At 61.3% G+C, this 21,306-nt stretch carries 14 protein-coding genes; 11 read left to right on the top strand and 3 right to left on the bottom strand.

Annotated elements, in window-relative coordinates; translation table 11 throughout:
- Positions 1 to 93: 93 nt before the first annotated feature.
- Positions 94 to 1,539: a PucR family transcriptional regulator gene (locus HMPREF2943_RS04735; RefSeq protein ID WP_070710926.1), complete on the top strand. Its 1,446-nt coding sequence runs from the start codon at positions 94 to 96 to the stop codon at positions 1,537 to 1,539.
- Positions 1,540 to 1,554: 15 nt separating this feature from the next.
- On the opposite strand, the gene HMPREF2943_RS04730 is transcribed toward HMPREF2943_RS04735, so the two are convergent.
- Positions 1,555 to 3,075 (bottom strand): helix-turn-helix domain-containing protein, encoded by a 1,521-nt coding sequence (locus tag HMPREF2943_RS04730; RefSeq protein WP_246817267.1) that lies wholly within the window; start codon positions 3,073 to 3,075, stop codon positions 1,555 to 1,557.
- A gap of 118 nt (positions 3,076 to 3,193) precedes the next feature.
- On the opposite strand from HMPREF2943_RS04730, the gene gabT reads away from it, so the two are divergent.
- From gabT to HMPREF2943_RS04710, 4 genes are all read left to right on the top strand, one after another.
- Positions 3,194 to 4,519: a 4-aminobutyrate--2-oxoglutarate transaminase gene (gene gabT, locus HMPREF2943_RS04725; protein ID WP_070710925.1), complete on the top strand. Its 1,326-nt coding sequence runs from the start codon at positions 3,194 to 3,196 to the stop codon at positions 4,517 to 4,519.
- Positions 4,520 to 4,555: 36 nt separating this feature from the next.
- The gene (locus HMPREF2943_RS04720; RefSeq protein WP_070446241.1) at positions 4,556 to 6,004 is read left to right on the top strand and encodes a flavin-containing monooxygenase; all 1,449 of its coding nucleotides are present in this window, start codon (positions 4,556 to 4,558) and stop codon (positions 6,002 to 6,004) included.
- Between the two features lie 13 nt (positions 6,005 to 6,017).
- A complete protein-coding gene (locus HMPREF2943_RS04715; protein WP_010189241.1) occupies positions 6,018 to 6,998 on the top strand; it encodes an alpha/beta hydrolase in 981 nt (326 codons plus the stop codon).
- A 98-nt stretch (positions 6,999 to 7,096) separates the two neighbouring features.
- A complete protein-coding gene (locus HMPREF2943_RS04710) occupies positions 7,097 to 8,407 on the top strand; it encodes a YkvI family membrane protein (RefSeq protein WP_070446244.1) in 1,311 nt (436 codons plus the stop codon).
- 63 nt (positions 8,408 to 8,470) lie between these two features.
- Here HMPREF2943_RS04710 and HMPREF2943_RS04705 read toward each other — a convergent pair whose 3' ends face one another.
- Positions 8,471 to 9,937, bottom strand: coding sequence for a helix-turn-helix domain-containing protein (locus HMPREF2943_RS04705; RefSeq protein WP_070446246.1), 1,467 nt, complete (start codon positions 9,935 to 9,937; stop codon positions 8,471 to 8,473).
- Positions 9,938 to 10,128: 191 nt separating this feature from the next.
- On the opposite strand from HMPREF2943_RS04705, the gene HMPREF2943_RS04700 reads away from it, so the two are divergent.
- The 5 genes from HMPREF2943_RS04700 (at position 10,129) to HMPREF2943_RS04680 (ending at position 18,860) form a co-directional block, all read left to right on the top strand.
- Positions 10,129 to 12,186 carry a hydantoinase/oxoprolinase family protein gene (locus tag HMPREF2943_RS04700; RefSeq protein ID WP_010189244.1) on the top strand — a complete coding sequence of 686 codons (2,058 nt, stop codon included), beginning with the start codon at positions 10,129 to 10,131 and terminating at the stop codon, positions 12,184 to 12,186.
- A 37-nt stretch (positions 12,187 to 12,223) separates the two neighbouring features.
- A complete protein-coding gene (locus HMPREF2943_RS04695) occupies positions 12,224 to 14,239 on the top strand; it encodes a hydantoinase B/oxoprolinase family protein (protein ID WP_070710924.1) in 2,016 nt (671 codons plus the stop codon).
- A gap of 34 nt (positions 14,240 to 14,273) precedes the next feature.
- Positions 14,274 to 15,992 carry a helix-turn-helix domain-containing protein gene (locus tag HMPREF2943_RS04690; protein WP_070710923.1) on the top strand — a complete coding sequence of 573 codons (1,719 nt, stop codon included), beginning with the start codon at positions 14,274 to 14,276 and terminating at the stop codon, positions 15,990 to 15,992.
- Between the two features lie 118 nt (positions 15,993 to 16,110).
- Positions 16,111 to 17,229 carry an alcohol dehydrogenase catalytic domain-containing protein gene (locus tag HMPREF2943_RS04685; protein ID WP_070446252.1) on the top strand — a complete coding sequence of 373 codons (1,119 nt, stop codon included), beginning with the start codon at positions 16,111 to 16,113 and terminating at the stop codon, positions 17,227 to 17,229.
- Between the two features lie 104 nt (positions 17,230 to 17,333).
- A complete protein-coding gene (locus HMPREF2943_RS04680) occupies positions 17,334 to 18,860 on the top strand; it encodes a permease family protein (RefSeq protein ID WP_070644248.1) in 1,527 nt (508 codons plus the stop codon).
- A gap of 112 nt (positions 18,861 to 18,972) precedes the next feature.
- On the opposite strand, the gene HMPREF2943_RS04675 is transcribed toward HMPREF2943_RS04680, so the two are convergent.
- The gene (locus HMPREF2943_RS04675) at positions 18,973 to 19,647 is read right to left on the bottom strand and encodes a TetR/AcrR family transcriptional regulator (protein ID WP_083308510.1); all 675 of its coding nucleotides are present in this window, start codon (positions 19,645 to 19,647) and stop codon (positions 18,973 to 18,975) included.
- A gap of 144 nt (positions 19,648 to 19,791) precedes the next feature.
- Here HMPREF2943_RS04675 and HMPREF2943_RS04670 point away from each other — a divergent pair, with 144 nt between their 5' ends.
- Positions 19,792 to 21,300, top strand: a complete 1,509-nt coding sequence (locus HMPREF2943_RS04670) for a flavin monoamine oxidase family protein (RefSeq protein ID WP_070644254.1) — start codon at positions 19,792 to 19,794, stop codon at positions 21,298 to 21,300.
- Positions 21,301 to 21,306: the final 6 nt, after the last annotated feature.

Here is a 21,306-nt window from a genome sequence, read left to right as displayed (position 1 = left end):
ATAGGATGCCACTTAGTGTGGCCCCTACCACCCTGACGCCACTATGGACAGGGTGTATAAATTTTTTGTGCATAGCTGTGTACTCTGTCCACCATGCGTGAGATAACCTTTCGCTGGCTTCTCAACCAGCGCTCTTTGAACCTGCGAAACATCGTCACCGGTAGCGCTACGTTCAACACTATCCACGCCTCCGAGCTCGCGGACCCCAGCGAGTTCACCTCCCCCGGCGCGCTCATGCTCACCCTGGGGCTTGCTTTTCAGGAAGAACCGGAGGGGTTTGAGCGCTATGGCGCGGCTCTGGCCACGGCCGGCGTGCAGGGCATCGGCTTCGGTACCGGGCTGGCCTTCAGTGAGGTCCCCACAGAACTTATCCGCGCCTGCTCCCAGCACAATCTCACCCTTTTTGAGGTCCCACGCGCCACCCGCTTCGTATCCATCACCACAGCCGTGGCTCAGGAACAGGCCCGCTTGGACAACAACGCGCACTTTGCACTCCACCGCCAGCAGGAACGCCTCAACCAGGCGGCAGCCACGAGCATCGACGCACTCATCGCACAGGCAGGCAAGGAACTCGGCGCCGCGGTAGCAGTAGCCAGTTTCTCCGGAGCGGTGGTCAGCCGCAGCGATCGCGGCCGGATCAGTGCGGCCGACGCCGCGGTGGAAGCCGCGGAGCAGACGGGGCGGGGAACGGGGACGTCGACAAGCACAGGCGCCACCATCACCAGCATCTTCGGATCAGCGGGACGACGCTGGGCCATCGCGGTAACGCGTGCAGAGAAATTCGATTCCTACTCCCGCGCGCTCATCCGACACCTCACCGGCCTGGCCAGCCTGCTCTTAGATCATCCCGACACCACTGCGCACACGATCCTCGGAGCGTTGGCGCTTGATACCCAACTGGCCGGCGTTGACTCCCCCGCCCTGCAGGCGGCTTTTCATATGGTCGATAGCCATGATCTCATCGATGTCCTGTTTCTCACGGCAGCTTCCCCCTCCCGCCTCGCGCGGGCTTTGAGCGAGATCGGAAAAGCCGAGCCTCTCAACCTCATCCGCCCGGAACACGATTCGGCGCTTATCGCGCTTCCCCCGGGCACCGCACACCCAGGTTTAAGCGGGAAACACACTCGCTACCTCCGCACATCCATCCTGCAGCGCATCCAATGGCAGGCGTTGACACCGGCGCTCTTGTCCTCTCTCCAGAGCCACGCGCGCAGCCTGCCGCTCGGCGCTGTGGCCACCTTCGATTCGGCTGCCCCTACCTGGCTGTCAGAGCCCGGAGTACCCGAGGCCCTCACTGCCCGGCGCGCGGCGACGGTCAGCCGCCTAGCCGAACACGATGTTCAGCACAATACGGAGTTGCTCGCCACTTTGCGCGCCTTCCTCGTGGGCAACGCCAACCTAGCCACTGCCGCCGCGGAGCTTGGGGTTCACCGGCACACCGTGCGCGCTCGGTTGGATAAAGTGGAGCAACTTTGTGGCGTGGACTTGGCTAACCCCGTCACCCGCGCAGAACTCCTCTTACTCAGTATTGATTCTTAACCGACCATTGAGGACTCAGTTCGGAACGCTGACCCCGAGGATGAGCAGCTCCGCCGCCACGAGAGGATCCTTGAGGTCGACTTCGAGAAGATCCTCCAAGTCCGCGATGCGCTTGCGAACGGTATGCCGATGCGATTGCAGCTCCTCAGCGGTGCGGCTCACGTGCCCACCCGCGCGCAAATAAACCTCCAAGGTTTCCGCCAATTCGGTGCCGTGCTCCGCGTCGTACGCGCGCACCTTGCCCCAGGTTTCTTCGGCGCGATTGTGCACCGCACCCTTGACCCTGGGATCCCTGGTCCAGCTCAGCGTCCGCGATTCTGGTCCCGCCAACATTCCTGGCTGCAGCCCAAAGGCGAAGGATTCCAATTCACGGACAACTCCTACTCCCAGCTCGCCCCATGGCATGGGTTGCCCCACGACGATGCGCTTGCTTCCCCGAATATCACGCAACAAGTCTTGCAAGTTCTTCATCGAACGACTCCCCCTAAAGAGCAGGAGGCTGGAGGAGTTATCCAGCGCGTACTCGAAAAGCAAGCGCCCGTGCTCCTGCAGGCGAGCGTCCAAGGCGTGGAGGAAGCGCTGGTGGGCGCGCTCGCCTTCCGACTTCACTAAGACCGGACGTACCCGACCCTGCGCATCGCCCACCATGTGGAAGATGCGGCGCATGGGATCTTCCGGCTGGTCCATGCCCAACTGAATGGCCATGGCCATGGAGTTGAGTTCGTTTTGGGTGCGCCGCAGCTCCTGCGGGCGCTTCACGGTGAGTTCCGCGAGACCTGCAGCCTGTTTGAGCAGTGCGCGCTCGTTCACACCGAAACTCTCACGCGCCACCGCCAGCAGCCCGAAGGAGCGCGCACCGTGGTCGGCCAAGCGCTGGGCCAAGACGTTCCACCCGCCGACGCGGCGTGCGGCGTAGAAGTTCTGCGCGCGGGTATCGGTAATTACCGGGCCCCACTCCACTGGGGGCAGGCCGGGGTGACTCGACTGCGCGAAGACCCGTCCGTCCTTATCCACGAGGCAGCAGTGCGCTCCCAACAGGCGTCCGGTCTTATCCACGAGGGCATCGAGGCCGGCGATGGCGGCGTCGTTCAGCGCACCCTGCTGCGCAATGAAGAGTTCCAGGCCTTCCTCACGCTGACGCTGAAGCTCGTCGTGGAGACGCGCGAGTACCGAAACGAAGGGAACACGCCGCGCCACCGTGAAGAGCGAAATATCGCATTCCCGGGCGGCCTCCACCATGGAGGGCGGAACCTCGGCAAAGGCAATCCCAACGCCGAAGCCCACCCCCGTTACCCCGCCTTCGGCCACCCTGTGGATGTACTCCGTCAGCTCTTCCGGCTTCCCTTCAAAGGCCATGCCGGTAAGCAGGATAACCACCTCAGACCCCACAAACTCGCGGGGATCGCGCAGCTCACACGGGTGTATTACGGAAAAAGGGCGCCCACAATCGTGCAGAATTTCTATCCCCAAATCAGGCTGATTAGCCAACCATCTCAGGGAAACGCTCCCCTCTTCCAGCCCGACCGCTACCCCCATATCCATTGTGGACAAATTCTCACCATTCTTTCACCAGATTGTCTATGGCCCTTCTGAAGTTTAGCCATAAGAATGACCCACGTCATAAAAAAATTCCGAGTATTAAGGAGCAGACAGCATGCAGGATCTCAAGCACCGCCTCCCCCAGGAGCGGAATGTCTCCACCGCAATCCCTGGCCCTCGCAGCCAGGAGCTGAATGCCGCCCGTGAAGCAGACGTCGCTGCTGGCGTCATCCCGGGCTACCCCTCCTACATCACCGACGGTGACGGTGGCGTGCTTGTCGACGTCGACGGCAACACCATCGTCGACTTCGCATCCGGCATCGCCGTGACCTCCGTTGGCGCCTCCAACCAGCGCGTTGCCAAGGCCGTCGCCGAAGCCGCCAGCCGCCTGACCCACACCTGCTTTCTCAACGCTCCCTACGAGGGCTTTATCCAGGTGGCCAAGAAGCTCAACGAGCTGACCCCGGGCACCCACGAGAAGAAGACCTGCCTCTTCTCCACCGGTGCTGAGGCAGTGGAGAACGCCATCAAGATCGCTCGCCGCTACACCGGCAAGAACCGCGTTGTGGTCTTCGACGGCGCCTTCCACGGCCGCACCAACCTCACCATGACCATGACCGCCAAGAACAAGCCCTACAAGCAAGGCTTTGGTACCCTGGCCGCTGATATCTACCGCGCGCCGATGTCCTACCCGCTGCGCGACGGCCTCGACGGCAAGCAGGCTGCAGCGCGCACCCTGCGCTACATCGAGCAGTACGTCGGCACCGAAGAACTGGCTGCCGTCATCATCGAGCCGGTGCAGGGCGAGGGTGGCTTCGTCGAGCCTGCCAAGGGCTTCCTCCCGGCACTGCAGGAATGGTGCACCGACAACGGCGTTGTCTTCATCGCCGATGAAATTCAGGCCGGTATCTGCCGCACTGGATCCTGGTTCGCCTGCGACGATGAGGGCATCATCCCGGACCTCATCACCACCGCCAAGGGCGTGGGCGGCGGCATGCCGCTGTCCGCTGTGACCGGCCGCGCCGAGATCATGGATGCCCCGGACCCGGGCTCCCTGGGTGGCACCTACGCCGGTAACCCGGTGGCCTGTGCTGCTTCCCTGGCAGCTTTCGAGGAGATGGAGGAGCTGGATCTGGCTTCCCGCGCCCGCGAGATCGAGGCCATCACCCGCGAGGAGCTGGAGCCGCTGCTCGAGCTCACCACCGTCGCCGAGGTCCGCGGCCGCGGCGCCATGATCGCCATCGAGCTGGTAGACGACAACAACCAGCCGAACGCTGACCTCACCGCCAAGGTAGCCAAGACCTGCCGCGAGCAGGGCGTGCTCATCCTCACCTGCGGCCTCGACGGCAACGTCATCCGCCTCCTGCCCCCGCTGGTCATCAATGAGTCCACCCTGCGCGACGGCCTCCAGGTCCTGGCCGAAGCCATCCGCGCAAACTAATCCACACCACCACCGTCTAAAAGGAGACACACCACTATGAAGATCTACGATTGCATCATCCTCGGCACCGGCTACGGCGGACTGGGCATGGGCGCCCAGCTGGTCCGCGACGAGCAGAAAGACTTCCTCATCCTCGAGGCTGCCGATGAGGTCGGCGGCGTGTGGCGCGACAACACCTACCCGGGTGCTGCCTGCGATACCCAGGCTCTGATCTACTGCTACTCCTACTTCCTCAACCTTGGCGTCTCCCGCATGTTCGCCGGTCAGGACGAAATGCAGGGCTACCTCAAGGCTCTTGCTGAGGAATTCAACCTCTACGACCACATCAAGTTCAACCACCGCATCACCAACGCCGAGTGGAAGGAAGACCTCAAGGCCTGGGAGATCGAGGCCAACGGTGAGACCTACTACGGCCGCGTCTTCGTCGGTGCGTGGGGCCAGCTCTCCAAGCCGAAGGTTCCGAACTTCCCGAACCGCGAGGCATTCCAGGGCGTGCAGTTCCACTCCGCCGAGTGGAACCACGACGTTGACCTGGCCGGCAAGAAGGTCGCCGTCATCGGCAACGCTGCTTCTGCAGTTCAGCTGGTTCCGGAGGTAGCAAAGGTGGCGGAAAAGCTCTCCGTGTTCCAGCGCTCCGCTAACTACATCCTGCCGCGCAACCAGGTCATCTTCACCGATGAGGAACTTAAGGAGTTCCAGGAGAACCCGGATTCCTACCGCGCTATCCGCCAGGAGATCCACGAGGTCCGCGAGGAGGGCTTCGACCGCACCCGTAAGGGCACCGATTCCGCTGCCGAGGGTGTCGAGCAGGCCATGGAGCACCTGCGCTCCCAGGTCAACGACCCGGAGCTGGTGGAGAAGCTCACCCCGACCTTCGCCTTCGGCTGCAAGCGTATTCTGCGCTCCGATGACTTCTACCCCACCTTTAACCGTGACAACGTAGAGCTCATCACCGCTGGCATCGAGAAGTTCACCGAGACCGGCATCCGCACCGATGACGGAGCAGAGCACGACTTTGACGTGGTCATCTACGCCACCGGCTTCCACTCCCAGGAGTTCCAGGGTGATTTGCCGATTGCTGGCCGCGATGGCGTCGACCTGCGCGAACGCTGGGGTAACTCCCCGGAGGCTTACCTGGGCATGACCGTGGACGGCTTCCCGAACTTCTTCATGCTCTATGGCCCGAACACCAACCTCAACCACCACTCCGTGGTGGCCATGCTCGAGGCACAGGACCGCTACATCTCCCAGGCCGTTGCTTACCTGCGCGAGAACCCGGAGGCAGCCCTCGACGTGAAGAAGAACGTCATCGACGAGTTCAACACCAAGATCCAGAAGGAGCTCGAGGCATCTGCGTTCTCCGCTGACTGCTCCTCCTGGTACAAGAACGAAGAAGGCCGCGTCATCAACAACTGGTCCGGCAACGTCGCTGAGTACTACGAGCTGACCGACAAGCTCGAGCTCAACGACTACGAGCTGGTCTAGGAGGTAGTTCACAATGCACACTCTGCACGACGATTTTTCCGGGCGTCCCGTCGCTGAGGATGCGTGGAAGGCGCTGAAACCTTTCCGCGATGGTGGGGCGAAGTCCTTCCATAACTTCCCCATCCCGCAGGTGCGTGAGAACTACGTAGCCTCGGCCCACGCCAACCCGCTCCACGAGGAGAAGGAACCCGCGACCACGGATTTCCAGGTTGACCAGTTCCAAGTTCGCCTCTACGACCCCCGCCCGGAGGCGGAGCGCGGCCAGGAGACCCCAGCGGTGCTCTACATGCACGGCGGCGGCTGGCTCATGGGCAACCTGGAGACCCACCACTCCTCGGTACGCCGTATCGCGGTGCTGACCGGTCTCCCGGTCGTTGCGGTGGACTATCGCCTTGCCCCGGAGCACACCTACCCGGCGGCTATCGACGATTGCCGCGCTGCCTACCGCTGGTTGTCCAACCCTGAGGCCGAGCACGGGCTGACCGTGACCTCCATCGCGGTAGCGGGTGACTCGGCCGGCGGCCAGCTCGCCGCTACCCTGGCGAACGAGTTCGTGGGCGAAGAAGACGTCGCCAAGCTCAGCTCCCAGATCCTGCTCTACCCCATCACGGATTGCTCCCGCGAGCGAACCGAGAACGGTGCCTCCTACAAGCGCTTGGAGGAGGGCTTCCCGCTGGCATCTGACACCATGCGCTGGTTCATCGATACCTTCGTCACGGAGGAGGCACAGCGCACGGCAACGGATCTCTCCCCGCTGTTGCTAGAAGAGCTGCCGGAGGGCCTGCCCCCGTCACTCGTGATCACGGTGGATAACGATCCGCTCGCGGACGAGGGCATCGAGTACGCCGGCAAGCTGGCGAAGGCGGGCGTCGACGTCACGCACAAGCACCTTCTGGGCTACCACCACGGGCTGTTCACCTCCGCCGGTGTCATTGACCGCGGCGAGGAAGAGCTCGCAGTCGTCGCCGAGTTCATCAAGGCGGCAGCGAACTAGAAGCTTCCGCTCCATCACGCACGGGGCAGGCACCTTCAAAGGCAGCCTGCCCCGTTTGCATAAGTAGCTATTTCTGTCCACCTAAAGTTAGGTTCACCATGCTTAAACGCTCATTCGGCATCGCGATGGCCTTCATCGGCGTACTCGCGGGTGCCTCCTTCGCTTCCGGCCGCGAGGCCCTTCAATACTTCGTTGCCTTCGGCAACATGGGCATCGTCGGTGCCATCGTTGCTGCACTGGCCATGACCATCTCCGGTATCACTATTCTCCAACTAGGTTCTTATCACCGTGCCAAGGAGCACACCTCCGTCTTCAACGCGGTGTCCACCCCCATTGTGTCGAAGGTCCTCGACTTCGCCACGCTGACCTGTCTTTTTTGCATCGGCTTCGCCATGTTCGCCGGTGCCGGCGCCAACCTTAACCAGCAGTGGGGCTGGCCAGTATGGATCGGCGCGGTTCTCATGCTCGTGCTCACCCTGCTAACTGGCCTGCTTGACGTGGACAAGGTAACCATCGCCATCGGCGCTATCACCCCGTTCATCATCGTCCTGCTCACCATCGGCACGGTCTATACCGTGCTCACGTCCAACCCCGATTGGTCGCACCTCAACGAGCAGGCACAGCAGCTGCCGACGACGCTGCCGAACTGGTGGGTCTCCTCTATCAATAACCTGGGTCTTAACGTCATCGTCGTGGTCTCCATGATGATCGTTATTGGCGGTAACTTCCTCGATGCTAAGGAAGTGGGCTACGGCGGCATCCTCGGCGGCCTGTGCTTCCTGTTCCTGCTGGCGGTCCTCGTCGGTGGCCTCTACGTCTCCGTGGGCCCGATCACCGAGGCTGAGATGCCAACGCTGGCCATGATTGAGCAGATTCACCCGTGGCTTGGTGTCGCCATGTCCGTTGCTATTTACGGCATGATTTATAACACCTCCATCGGCATGTTCTATGCCTTTGCCAAGCGCCTTACCCGCGGCAAGCCGCAGCACTTCTACAAGGTCTATGTCATCTCCGTGCTCATCGGCTTTGTCCTCTCCTTCATTGGCTTCTCCAACCTCATCGGCTGGGTTTACCCGATTCTGGGCTACATGGGCATCGCCATCATGTTCATCATCGGCTTCGCCTGGCTGAAGAACCGCGGGGAGCTGCAGTCCGAAGCGGACCTGCGCCGCCGCGCACGCGAGCTCCTCAAGAAGCGCTTTGAGAATGACAACCACCTCTCCGATGAGGAGATGCGTGAACTCGTGGCCATTGCTCGCAACTCCTCCATCCCGGAGTCTGACTTCATCAAGGAAATCATGACGGAGGTTGATTCCGCGGATCTCCCGGAGGACATGCAGATCGGCGATGGCAAGCTCCACGCGCTCATCACCGGCAAGCCCATCCCGCGCAGCAAGAAGAAGGTGTAATTCTCTCCACTCCCCTCTCACTCTCTACTCTCACACCTTCTCCGTGCCCCCGCATCCAGCCGCCTAGCGCTGCATACGGGGGCGCAGCGCTTTCCACAGCGCCCACAGGACTAGGTCTGCATCGGAGAAGCGGATGCGTTCCGCCAGTGCCTCCAACCGGTGCCGGACCGTATTGGCATGTACACCCACGACCTTGGCCGCACGGGCGACAGAAAACCCTTCGGCCTCATAAGCGTGGAAGATTTCTTCCCCATCTTTAATGGAGCCGATGGCGCGGTCGAGCTGCCCCACTGCATCTTCGAGACCGCGCTGCCCCAGGTAGGCCGCTGCCTTCTCAATGGCACTGCACTGAGAAAACTCCATGCTCTGCAGATGCAGGGAATGTTTCCGTTCCACCACCACCGCGGCAAGCAATGCCTGCAGCCACGCCTGCGGGCCTTCCTCGACGGTATCGAAGCCGTCGGAAAGCCCCACTGAGCCGAAGAGCACATCCGCAATCTTGGTCTCCGTACCCGATTGCGTCGTCAGCACGCAGGTACGGCCAGCCACATATCCCAGCACCAGTGGCACGCCCGCATCTTGGGCCACGGCGAAAGCTTTGTCGCGCACATCACTGCGATAGGAATCCTTGATGGAATCGGAAACGATGAGGCGCATTTTCGCGTGTTCCGAAAAGCCCCGCCTGCGCAACGTGGTGGCCACTTCTTCCCTATTCGAATTCTCATCGCACAACGCCACCATCAACGCGCTCGATTCGGCAACGTGGTTGCGCAGGATGTTTCTCTGCGCCATGAGGGAAGCGGTGAGTAGTTCCTCCAGCGCTGCGAAAGCGGGGTCATCGAAGTCTGCATCCTGACTGGTCTGCCGCCCCCGGATCAGCCAGTAGCCATGGTCGAAGGAGGGGCTCTCACCAGCAATGTCAAGCCACCGGGCAAAGACCTTCCAACGCCCCACGTGCATGCTCGTGGTGCTGTGGTTGACCACCACCGACAGGGAACGAGCGATACTACGCGCGGGCAGTTCGCCGGCGGCGGCAATAACCCGACCATCAACGGTCAACAACAGCAAGGAATCTCCACTAAACCTGGCAAATCGCGCGAGGATCTCGGACTCCGGCGCCGGGTTAACCAACCCGGGGCTTAATTGCCCGATGGTGCTGAGCTTGCGCCAGGACGCCAGGTTGGGTTGGCGCCGCAAAAGCTCATCCACCGCGCGCCGGATATCTTGGCGCGTGATCCCATCGGTGCCGTACAGGAGGGCGCCGGTTCCCTCTACCGAGTCCAGGACTTCCTGCTCATCGAACTCGGAGTCGAGGAAGATAACCCCGGCGGCGTCGACCAGCCGGCGCTGGATGGTGCGTGGGCTTCCCTCCGGCTGGGGAAGGACTAGCCAGCCCGCCACGTCCCCATCGCCCTCGGCGCACAGCCCCACAAAATTCTCATCCTCAAGCGGCTTGCTCAGGCGCCGCAGCCGCGGCTCCATCACGACGAGATCGGCGATCCGCAACACCGGACTTTCTTGTGACGCCACTTAATCCTCCAAAAAATAGTGTCCTATCTTACTTTTAATCAGGTAATTCTAGCGCCCTGCAACCTGGCTTTTTGGAGTTTCCTCCACCGTTTTCCATCTTGATTCACTGTTTCTCCATTGCTCCCCTCCTCGTGCCATATCAAGATTCCTCTCAACCGAATTCACCATCTTTTGAAAGAGAGGTCCACACCATGACGGAGACCAAGCCTTTTCGCGTATCCGTTGACGTCGGCGGAACGTTCACCGACGTCGCGATTGTTAACACCGAGACCCACGAGTTGTCGGTAGCCAAGGTTCCCTCCACCCCGGATGACCCGATGAAGGCGGTGATGAACGGCCTCAAGTCGGCCGACGTCCAGCTCAACCAGGTCGAGGTGTTCTCCCACGGCACCACAGTGGCCACGAATGCGTTGATCCAGCGCCGCTTCCCGCCGGCAGCGCTCATCACCACGAAGGGCTTCCGCGATGTGTTGGAGATCCGTGACGGCACCAAGGATGAGCTCTGGGATGCCTACCACGACGTTCCGGAGCCCTATATCCGCCGCCGCGACCGCTACGAGGTCGAAGAGCGCATCGACTTCGACGGCGCAGAGGTCACCCCGCTCGATGAGGCAGAGGCACGCCGCATCGCCGGCATCCTGCGCCGCAAGAAGATTGAGACCGTGGCGATCTGCTTCATCAACTCCCACGCCAACGCCTCCCACGAGGAACGCATGGCGGAGATCCTGCGCGAGGAGCTTCCCGACGCCGCTATCTCCACCTCCTCCGAAATCCTCCCAGAGATCTTCGAGCACGACCGCTTCTCCACGACCGTCGCCAATGCGGTCCTAGCCCCGCTCGTCTCCGGCTACGTCAACCGCCTATCCCGCCAGCTGGAAGAAGGCGGCTACGACGGTGACCTGCTACTCCTCCACTCCGGCGGCGGTTCCATGACCCCGGAGATGGTCTCCCGCTACCCGGTCCGCCTGGCCGCCTCCGGTATCGCCGCCGGCGCCATCGCGGTGCAGGACATCGCTACGCGCTGCGGCTACTCCAACGCCATCGGCCTGGAGATGGGTGGTACCTCCACCGACATCGCCTTGGTCTACGAAGGTGATATTCGCATTACCAAGCAGTGGCAGGTCGAGTACGGCTTCCCCATCTGCTTCCCGTCCATTGAGGTGGGCACCATCGGTGCCGGTGGCGGTTCGGAGGCCTGGATCGATGAGGCAGGATCCCTGCGCAATGGTCCGCAGTCGGCCGGTGCGGATCCGGGGCCGGTCTGTTACGAGCGCGGCGGCACCGAAGCCACGAATACCGATGCCAATGTCACCCTCGGCCGCCTCGGCACTGAGCTCATCGGCGGCGCGCTGAAGCTCAACCCGGATGCCGCGCGTGAGGCCGTCAACAAGACCGTCGCCGATCCTCTGGGCCTCGATACCGAGACCGCCGCGGAAAACATCGTCCAGGTGGCCAACGCCAACATGGCCGACGCCGTTCGTCTGCTGTCCATCCGCCGCGGCTACGACCCGCGTGACTTCGTCCTCGTCGTCGGCGGCGGCGCCGGCGCACTGCACGGTGCCGAGGTGGCCCGCGACCTCTCCATCCCCACCGTCGTCGTCCCGCCGCACCCGGGCGTTACCTCCGCACAGGGCTGCCTGCTCGTGGATATCCGCCACGACATCACCAAGATGTACCAAGCACCCGTGGACGAGGTAGACACCGCGGACCTGCGCAAGGAATTCCAAGCGCTCATCTCCGAGGCCCGCGAGCGCCTCCACAAGGAGCACGTGCCTGAGGAGCGCATGAAGTTCAAGCTGACTGCGTCCATGCGCTACCGCGGCCAGTGGCGTTCCCTGACGGTGGAAATCCCCGAGTCCGATAACCCGCTCGATGATGCCGTCGCCATGTTCCACGATGAGCACGAGCGCGAGTACTCCTTCGCCGACCGCGAAGGCGCTGTGGAGTTCTACCAGATTGGCCTCATCGCTATCGGTGAGCTGGAGAACCCGCCTTTCAAGCACTATGACGTCGAAGAGCACGAGGCAGAGCTCCCGGAGACCACCCGCCCTGTGTACTTCTCCGCGCACGGCGGCTGGGCCGATGTCCCGATTTACCACCGCCCGGATCTGAAGGCCGGCGCAAAGCTCAACGGCCCCGCCATCATCGATCAATTCGACGCCACCACCGTCATTCCGCCTGGTGACCGCGCAGAAATTGATGAGTGGTCCAACATCCGCATCCACATCGGCAAGGCGACCAACGCCTAAGACGCTCGCCTAAGACTCTCCTTTGAAAGGAATCGACATGACTACTACTCAGACACAGCCACAGAAGCCGTCGCCGTCTTCTTCCAGCCGCCGTACGCTCGACCCGGTTACCTTCGAGGTGCTCAAGAACGCCTTTGCCACCTCGGTCAACCTCATGTCCGAGCAGATTCTTCGCACCTGCTATTCCTTCGTTATTTATTCGCGCGACTTCTCCTCCGCGCTCTGCGACGCCGAAGGCAACACCGTCATGCAGGGTGACCAGGACATCGCCGTCCACGTCGGCACGCTGCACTTCCAGTGCCAGGCCGTGCTCGAGGAATTCGGCGATGACATCCACGAAGGCGATGTCTTCGCCATCAACGACCCCTACCAGGGCGGCACGCACATGAATGACGTGTCCTTCCTACGCCCCATCTTCTACGAGGGCACGCTTCTGGCCTTCGCGCAGAACAAGGGCCACTGGGCTGATGCCGGCGGCTCCGTCCCGGGCTCCTTCGATGTGTCCGCCACTAACTACTACACCGAGGGCCTGCGCATCACTCCGGTGCGCGTGTGGTCCAAGGGCGTGTTCCTCAAGGACGTGGCCAAGCTCCTAGCAGGCAACACCCGCAGCCCAGAGATCGTCATGGGTGACCTCAAGGCCCAGGCCGAAGCCACCGCGGTCTGTGAGCGCGAAATCCACCGTCTCGTGGACAAGTACTCGGTCGACATCGTGCGGACCGCGCTGCGTGAGGTCCAGGACTACGTGGAAGACATCGTCAGCGCCCGCGTCGCCGACTTGGAGGACGGCGAGTGGTCCACCACCGACTACATCGACCTCGACCCCGCTAAGGAAGAAGGCTTGGTTCCCATCAAGGTGACGATGCGCATCAAGGGCGGGCGCCTCTCTTACTCACTGGATGGTTCCGCACCGGCGGTCGCCAGCTTCCTCAACGCCGGCTATGGCTCCGCGTTCTCCGGAATCGTCGCCGGTACGAAGACCTTCTTCCCCGACGTTCCACTGAACTCCGGTCTTTACCGCGCCATGGACATCGACCTCGGCCCAGAGGGAACCGTGGTCAACGCCGGAATGCCGCACGCGGTGACCGGCTTCTGTTCCGGCCCCTTCGAGAAGATCATGAACGCCGTCTTCGAGCTGTGGTCCCAGCTCATGCAGGAGCGCGCCATGGCTTGCGCCTTCAACCTGGAGTACCTGCTCATCGGTGGTTGGGATACGCGTGATGCGAAGAAACCGCAGGATAAGGGCGAGTTCTTCATGTGGTACGACTGGATGGCCGGCGGCTGGGGCGGTCGCGTCGACCGCGATGGTTCTTCTGCTACTGCACCCGTCTTCGGCCCAGGCCTGGCGGTCCAGCCGGTGGAAGGCCAGGAGCGCCTCTCCCCTGTGATCACCAGCCACCACGCGCTGGTCACCGACTCGGCCGGCCCCGGCAAGTTCCGCGGCGGCGTCGGCGTATCCAAGGGCGGCGTGCTCACGGACGCGAACCAGACCGTGATGAGCTACTGCTGTGACCGCTCCCGTTCGGTCACCTGGGGCATTGAGGGTGGTCTGCCGTCTATCCCGCAGGGCGTGTGGCTCAACCGCGGCACCCCGGATGAGAAGTACCTCGGCGCGCTCTTCTCCAACGTGCCAGTCGGCCCGGGCGATACCTTCGAACGCCCCTCTGCCGGTGGTGGCGGATTCGGCGATGCCCTGGAGCGCGACCCGAAGGCTGTGTTGGAGGACGTCATCGACGGTTACGTGTCCGTGGGCCGTGCTGCCAAAGACTACGGCGCTGTCATCCACGCCATCGACCCCGAGATCGATGAGTACGAGCTCGATGAGGAGGAAACCACGAAGCTACGTGAGGAACTTCGTTCCTCCCGCCTAGACAAGCTGGCGGAGGACCCGGAATCCGTGGCAGAGCGCTACAACGCGGGCGAGCTGGACCAGCTCGACCTGGTCCGCCACTACGGCGTCATCCTGGACTGGGCCACCGGTGAGCTCCTGCCCACCACCACTCAGCAGTACCGCGAGCAGATGACCAAGCGTTCCTCTTCCCACTGGAAGTAGGTGGCGCCCCGACCAGCCCCCTAAACTAGGGAGCATGTCTCTCCTCGGCCCCGTACTCTCCCATCTCGCCAGCGGCACCCGTGTCCCCGACGAGCTGCGCGAGCAATTGGCGGCCGAGGAGCTTGGCGCGCTTCGGGCCATCGAAGAGACCATGCGCGCCAACCACACATGGCGGGTGATGTCGACCAAACTGCTCGACGTCTCCCACATGCTCAACTCCGGCCGCGAATCCTCTGATATCTTCCAGGCCATCGTGCGCCACGCGCGCTCCACCATCGGCACCGACGTGGGCTATCTCAGCCTCAACGATGAGGACACCGGCTTTACCAAGGTGCTGGCCACCAGCGGTGTCGTCACGGAGGAATTCCGCACCATCAACATGCCGATGGGCTCCGGAGTCCTCGGCATCGTGGCCGCCACCAACCGCCCAGCGTGGACCTATGACCATTCCGCAGATCCCAACGTTACGCACGTGGATTACGTGGACCGCGCGGTAGAAGCCGAAGGAATCCGCGGAATCCTCGGCGCCCCGATCCGCATCGCCGGGCGCACCATCGGCGCGCTGCTCGTGGGCGACCGCCACCCCCGCCACTACACGCACGAAGAAATCGCGGCCCTCGAGGTACTCGGCTCTATTACCTCCGTGGCGCTGGAGAATGCGCAAGTCATCGAGAGCCAAGGCGAATCCGTGGCCGAATTGACCCGCTCCCAGATTGCGCTCAGCCGCCATGTCGAAGAACTGCAGTGGCTCAATGAGGTCAACACGCAGCTGCTCCACGTGCTGATGAATAACGCGAGTTTTGAGGAACTCGAACGCGTGTTGGCTGATAGCCTCGATGCACCGGTGTCCCTATGGACCACGGAAGGTGCCCCGAACACTCCCCCAACCAGTACCTTCCCCGTGGAGTTCAACGGGCGGGCCTTAGGCACGATTGGCGTGGACAAAGAGCTCAGCGATGCCGAACTGCGCGTCATCAGCCACGCCTCCGCTGCCTTTACTGCGATTGCTCTTTTTGCCGAAGCGCTTGTCGACGCCACCGCGCGCAAAGTCGATGACCTCGTCTACGCCGTCGCTCTGGGTAATGCTGGGCGCGAGGAGATCGCTCGTCTGCGCCACCTAACGGGAATCAGCCTGAATTCTTCGGTACAGCTCTATTTCGTCGGCTTACACTCGGCAAAGAGTTTGCCAACTCGCCCGCAACTAGAGCACCTTCTGCCGGGAAATGCCGCTATCACACACCACGACCAGCACGTGTGCGTGCTGTACCAGCCGGATCGAGCAATTGATAAGGCACTTGCCCCGCTGCTGTCTGAATTCCCTGAGTTGACGGTCTCTGCCATCGGCTTCGACGGGCTGGATTCGGCACGCAGCGCCCACGATTCCGCTATGGCCTACTTGGAGTCAGCTTTAGCGCTCGGCGTACAAGGCCGCTTAGTCACCGAAGATACCTTGGGCACTGTCGGCCTCATCTTGGGCGCGGACCCGCAGGCGTTGAGCGCGCTGTCCACGCGCACGATCGGCCCGTTGGTGTGTTATGACGCAGAGCATTCCACGGAGCTGACCGATACCGCGCACCACTATTTGCTCTCCGGCCACAGCATCCCGCAAACAGCTCGCGCCATGTTTATCCACCCCAATACGGTGCGCCAGCGACTCGACCGGATCGCTGAGCTCATGGGAGATAAGTGGGCCGTGGGCCAGCGCGGGCTCGATGTCTTCGTAGCGCTGCGCGCTCACGCGCTCAGCAGGTAGAGAATTCTCCATCCGAGCATATATTGGGTGTAGTTTTTCCCATGCTGTTCTCGCCCTCTCCGACGTGACGTGGCGTACATTACGATGCATTAACCCCATCCGATGTCTGGAGGTATCAATGTCTGACACGATTACCATTCGCGGCGCCGTTCTGGAGCGCTCCGGCGATGAGCGCCCCTACGCCGACTCTCAGCCCATCACCGTGAGCGAGCTCGAGCTCTCCGCTCCCGGCGAGGGCGAGATTCTGGTCAAGATCACCGCTGCCGGCCTCTGCCACTCCGACCTCTCCGTGGTCAACAACAACCGCCCCCGTCCGCTGCCGATGCTGCTAGGCCACGAGTCCGCCGGCATCGTCGAGGAAATCGGCCCGGGTGTTACCAACGTCAAGGTAGGCGACCACGTGGTCATGACCTTCCTCCCGCGCTGCGGCGAGTGTGCCGGCTGCAAGACCGACGGCAAGATGCCGTGTGAGGTTGGCTCCAAGACCAACAACGAGGGCACCCTCATCCGCGGCACCCGCCACCTCACCCGCAACGGTGAGACGGTTCAGCACCACCTCGGTGTCTCCGGCTTCGCCACCCACGCCGTGGTCTCCGAGCTCTCCGTCGTACCGGTGGGCTCCGATGTCCCGGCGGACATCGCCGCTATCCTCGGCTGCGCCATCCTCACCGGTGGCGGCGCCGTCCTCAACGAGATTGATCCGAAGCCGGAGGACAGCATCGCTGTCGTTGGCCTCGGTGGAGTGGGCATGGCCGCGATCATTACCGCCGCTGCACTCGGCGTGAAGGAGATCGTGGGCATCGACATGCAGAAGGACAAGTGCGAAAAGGCCCTCGAAATCGGCGCCACCTCCGCCATGACCCCACAGGAAGCCGAAGAGTCTGGCAAGAAGTTCACCGCCGTCGTGGAGGCTGCCGGCCACCCGAAGGCACTGGAGACCGCTTACAAGGTCACCGCACCGGGCGGCCTGACCGTCACCGTTGGCCTGCCGGCACCGGGCTCCACCATCACCATCGACCCGCTCGTAATGACCGGTGAAGCACGCCGCGTGCACGGCTGCTACCTGGGTTCCTCCGTTCCGTCGAAGGATATCCCGAAGTACGAACAGCTATGGCGTGAGGGCAAGCTCAACGCAGAGGCCCTCATCTCTGATCACATCAAGCTCGAGGACATCAACACCGCCATGGACCGCCTCTCCGACGGTGCAGCCCTGCGCCAGATCATCGAGTTCGACTAAACAGAGCTCGGCTAAACCTCAACAAATCTCTCACCTTTCCTCACCAAGCCCCGCGCGCTTCACGCCCGCTGGGCTTGGTCCCTTTTCTTTGAAAGGAGGCCGTCATGGCCGAAACCACCGAAGCCACCGAACCTGAAGACCAGGGCATCGGTCAAGCTTCGCCTCACTGGAAGATGGGGCCTTTCGATGTCCGCCTCCCCTTCGTGCACTACCGCATGGAATGGCCGGACTTCGCCCAAGGCCTGTTTATGTGCGTGGTCGACCTGGGCGCTATCCCCCTGATGACCGAGGCCCTCGGCATGCCCTACGAAGCGGCGCTGGCCGTCGTCATGCTCAATGGCCTTCTCTACCTCACCCACCACATCCTGGGCGACCCAGTTGTTCCCGGCTGGATTACCCCGGCCATTCCACTGTTGACGGTCTACATCCAGACCTTCCCGGAGGGTGAGCAGCGCATCTGGGCGCTGATCAGCTTCCAGCTCATGCTGGGCATATTCTCCTTAACGCTAGGCATAACGGGATGGGCATCGAAGGTCGTCCGCCTCATCCCCTCTGGCTTGCGCTCCGGCATCGTCCTTGGCGCTGGTATCGCTGCCATCATCTCGGTGTTCCAGGAAGGCGGACGTTTCCACTCCTTCCCCATTACCATCACCATCGCGGTGGCCGTGGCCTTCTTCCTCATGTACTCCCGTGGCTTCCAAGCCCTGCGACAGAAAGCCGCCGGCTGGCGCTTCCTGGCTTCGCTAGGCATCCTGCCTGCTATCTTCGTCGCGGTCTTTGTCGCGCCGCTGGCGGGCGAGGCCCCATGGCCGGACGTGGAGTGGGGTTTCTCCAAGCCGGACTTCATCACTCTGTGGTCTGAGTACACCGTCTTCGGCGTTGGTTTGCCGCCGGCGCACATGTTCCTTACCGCCATCCCCACGGTGCTGGCTGCCTACATCGTCGTCTTCGGTGACGTCCTGCAGGCCAACGCAGTGCTCAAAGAAGCCGACCACGTCCGCACGGACGAGGCCGTGGTCTACAGCCCGTCGCGCGCACACCTGCTTTTTGGTGGCCGCAACATGCTGATGTCCATTATCGGACCGGACGTCGCCATGTGTGGCCCGCTGTGGGCGGCAATGCACGTGGTCATCGTCGAGCGCTACAAGCAGGGCAAGCGCGCCATGCGCACCATCTTCGGCGGTGCGGGCTCCTTCCGTTGGGGCACCAACGTGGGTCTTCTGCTGCTGCCGATCACCTCCTTCGTTGAGCCCATCCTGCCGGTGGGTCTGGCGCTGACTCTCATCATCCAGGGCTTCGTGTCCGTGCGCGTGGGCATCATGGAATCCAAGAACCAAAAGGATCTTGGCATCGCAGGTGTCACCGCCGGCGTTCTCGCTACCCAGGGAGCCGCCTGGGGCTTCGCTGCCGGCATCATCATGGTGCTCGTCGTCTACGGCAAGGACATGTTCAAGGACGAGCGCGACGGCACCATCCGCAACTTCGATGAAATTGATCCGGAGGAAGGCTTCGCCGACGCGCAGGCCGACTTCACCGAACTGGCAGAGCTCAATGATCTGGATGCTGATGGCCGCCCGATCGATCCGAACGCCCCGAAGCCGAAAGACACGGACCTTAAAAAGCCCAGGTAGAACTTAGCTAGGCAGTTTCGAGTACCTATTTTTGCCCTCCCCGGTCATACGACACACCGGGGAGGGCTACGCGATCGTTGGCACGATTGCATTGATCAAGACGCCATGGCGTCTATAGGAGCGTTTGTATAAGCGCTTCCAGCCCCGCCTCAAAGGACCTGTCCGCACGAAGTCTAGCTTGTTCTTTTTCGTTAGATGATTGTTCTCTAAACTGCGCCAAGTAAATCGAATTCATCTTATTTAAAGCACTATCCTCGGGCCCCGGTGAAGCAAAAATATTCAAGGGGGCATGTACGTCATAGGCAGAGCCAAAAACCAATGCCTCAATTGCAACCAATCTCGTAATAACATCCCGTTCAGGTACACCAGCAAGTGAAATCACTTGAACTAGTGCTTCATACATCGCAATCGTTTGTGGCGATCCATAAAGAGGAAGCTGGGTAATCACGCGAATTAGAGGGATGTTGGCAGCCAGAATGTCACGATAAGACCATGCCCATTGTCGAAGCGCATCCACTGCCGAAATCTCGCCTGCGAGCGCACCTTGGAGCACTGAGATATCAACTTTGGCAATGATGTCATCCTGCACCAACGCCAATAACTCTTCCTTATTTGAAATGTGATTGTAGAGCGCTGCGGTGCTCACTTTCATAGATCTCGCCACCGCTGACATAGATAGAGCCTCAAGCCCTTTGCGCTCAACAATGTGCAATGCGGCTGAGGCAATTTTCTGCCGGTTTACCAGTGCTTTAACCGGACGCCCTTTGGGGCGCGAAACTTTTTCCACTGTGATCCCTACAATTCTCTCCGCAACTTTGTTACTGTAGTCACAGCGTTAAATTAAAGGGTTTAATTTAACGCTGGAGCACCGTCGTTCATACGAAGGTTCCCTCCCCCGCATACCTACTGCACGCGAAGGAGAAAAACTCCAATGGTCACGCAACCAAATGGTAATACCAGCGCCGAAGAGCGCACAGTTGATGTTGTAATCGTCGGCGCCGGCGCTTCGGGTCTTATGGCTGCCCGCACCCTAAAGAAGGCAGGTAAGTCAGTCTGCGTTCTCGAAGCGCGCAATCGTGTCGGCGGCCGAACATGGAGCGGCAAGGTGCTTGATGCCCAAGGCACCGAGCATTTCATCGAAATCGGCGGTCAGTGGATCTCGCCCGATCAAACACGACTGACAGAGCTCGTAGAAGAGCTTGGTCTCGAAACCTTCGACCGCTACCGCGAAGGAAAGTCGGTTTATGTTTCCCCGGATGGCACGCGACACGAGTTCGAAGGAGATACGTTCCCGACCTCAAAGGAAACTGCTGCAGAAATGGATCGGCTGATTAGTAAGCTTAATCAGCTAGCCGAGGAAGTCGACGCGGATTCCCCTTGGGAGCACCCACGCGCAAAGGAATTAGACAGCCTATCGTTCCGCGACTGGCTAGAGAGCCTTTCCGACGATTCCGAGGCAATCGACAACATCTCCCTCTACATTTCCTCAGGGATGCTCACCAAGCCTTCTCGGACTTTTTCCGTGCTCCAAGCAGCCCTCATGGCTTCATCGGCCGGCTCATTCGACAACCTTGTTGATGAAAACTTCTTGCTTGACAAGCGCGTCGTTGGCGGCATGCAGTCCGTCTCCATAGCGATGGCTGAGGAGCTCGGTGACGACGTCATCTTGAGCTCACCTGTACGTACTCTCGAGTGGGCTACGCCAGATCCCTCGACGGCAGACGCCCCAAATAATGTTGAAGCGGATGTCCGCAACGGTGTAACCAACAACGGCGGCCCCGGCACCGTAACCGCCTACTCAGACCGAGCAACTGTCCATGCTCAATACGCAATCCTTGCGGTTCCGCCCAACCTCTACAATCGCATTTCCTATGTGCCACCGCTACCACGCGAGCAGCATGTTGCCCACCAGCACATTTCCATGGGCTTAGTGATTAAAGTTCATGCTGTCTATGAAACCCCCTTCTGGCGCGAAGACGGATTATCCGGTACTGCATTCGGCGGAGATCGACTTGTTGCCGAAATCTATGACAACACAAATTACGGAAAGAACTTCGCAGGCGGGGAGGAAGGAAAGGAAGATACCTTCGGCACATTAGTCGGCTTCGTCTCCGATGTTTACGCCGAGGAAATGTGGGCGCTCACCGCTGAAGAACGCAAGGAGCGAATCCTCGATGCAATGTCCATTTACCTTGGTGACAAGGTAAAGAATCCCATCGCATTCTTCCTCTCCGATATGGCGGCTGAAGAATGGACTCGCGGAGCTTACGCAACATCTTACGATTTGGGTGGATTATCGCGGTGGGGCCATCTCCAAAACCAACCAACCGGGCCGATCTATTACTCTTCCTCTGACATCGCTGGTGCAGGTTACCAGCACGTCGACGGCGCGGTACGTATCGGCGAAACCGTTGCGCAGCAGATCATTGGGCAGGGATAAGCGGTG

Source organism: Corynebacterium sp. HMSC072D12, assembly GCF_001813925.1.
In the GTDB taxonomy this organism is placed as follows: domain Bacteria; phylum Actinomycetota; class Actinomycetes; order Mycobacteriales; family Mycobacteriaceae; genus Corynebacterium; species Corynebacterium aurimucosum.
The sequence above is the reverse complement of the archived record's forward strand: the minus strand, read 5'-3'. Positions and strand labels throughout refer to the sequence as shown.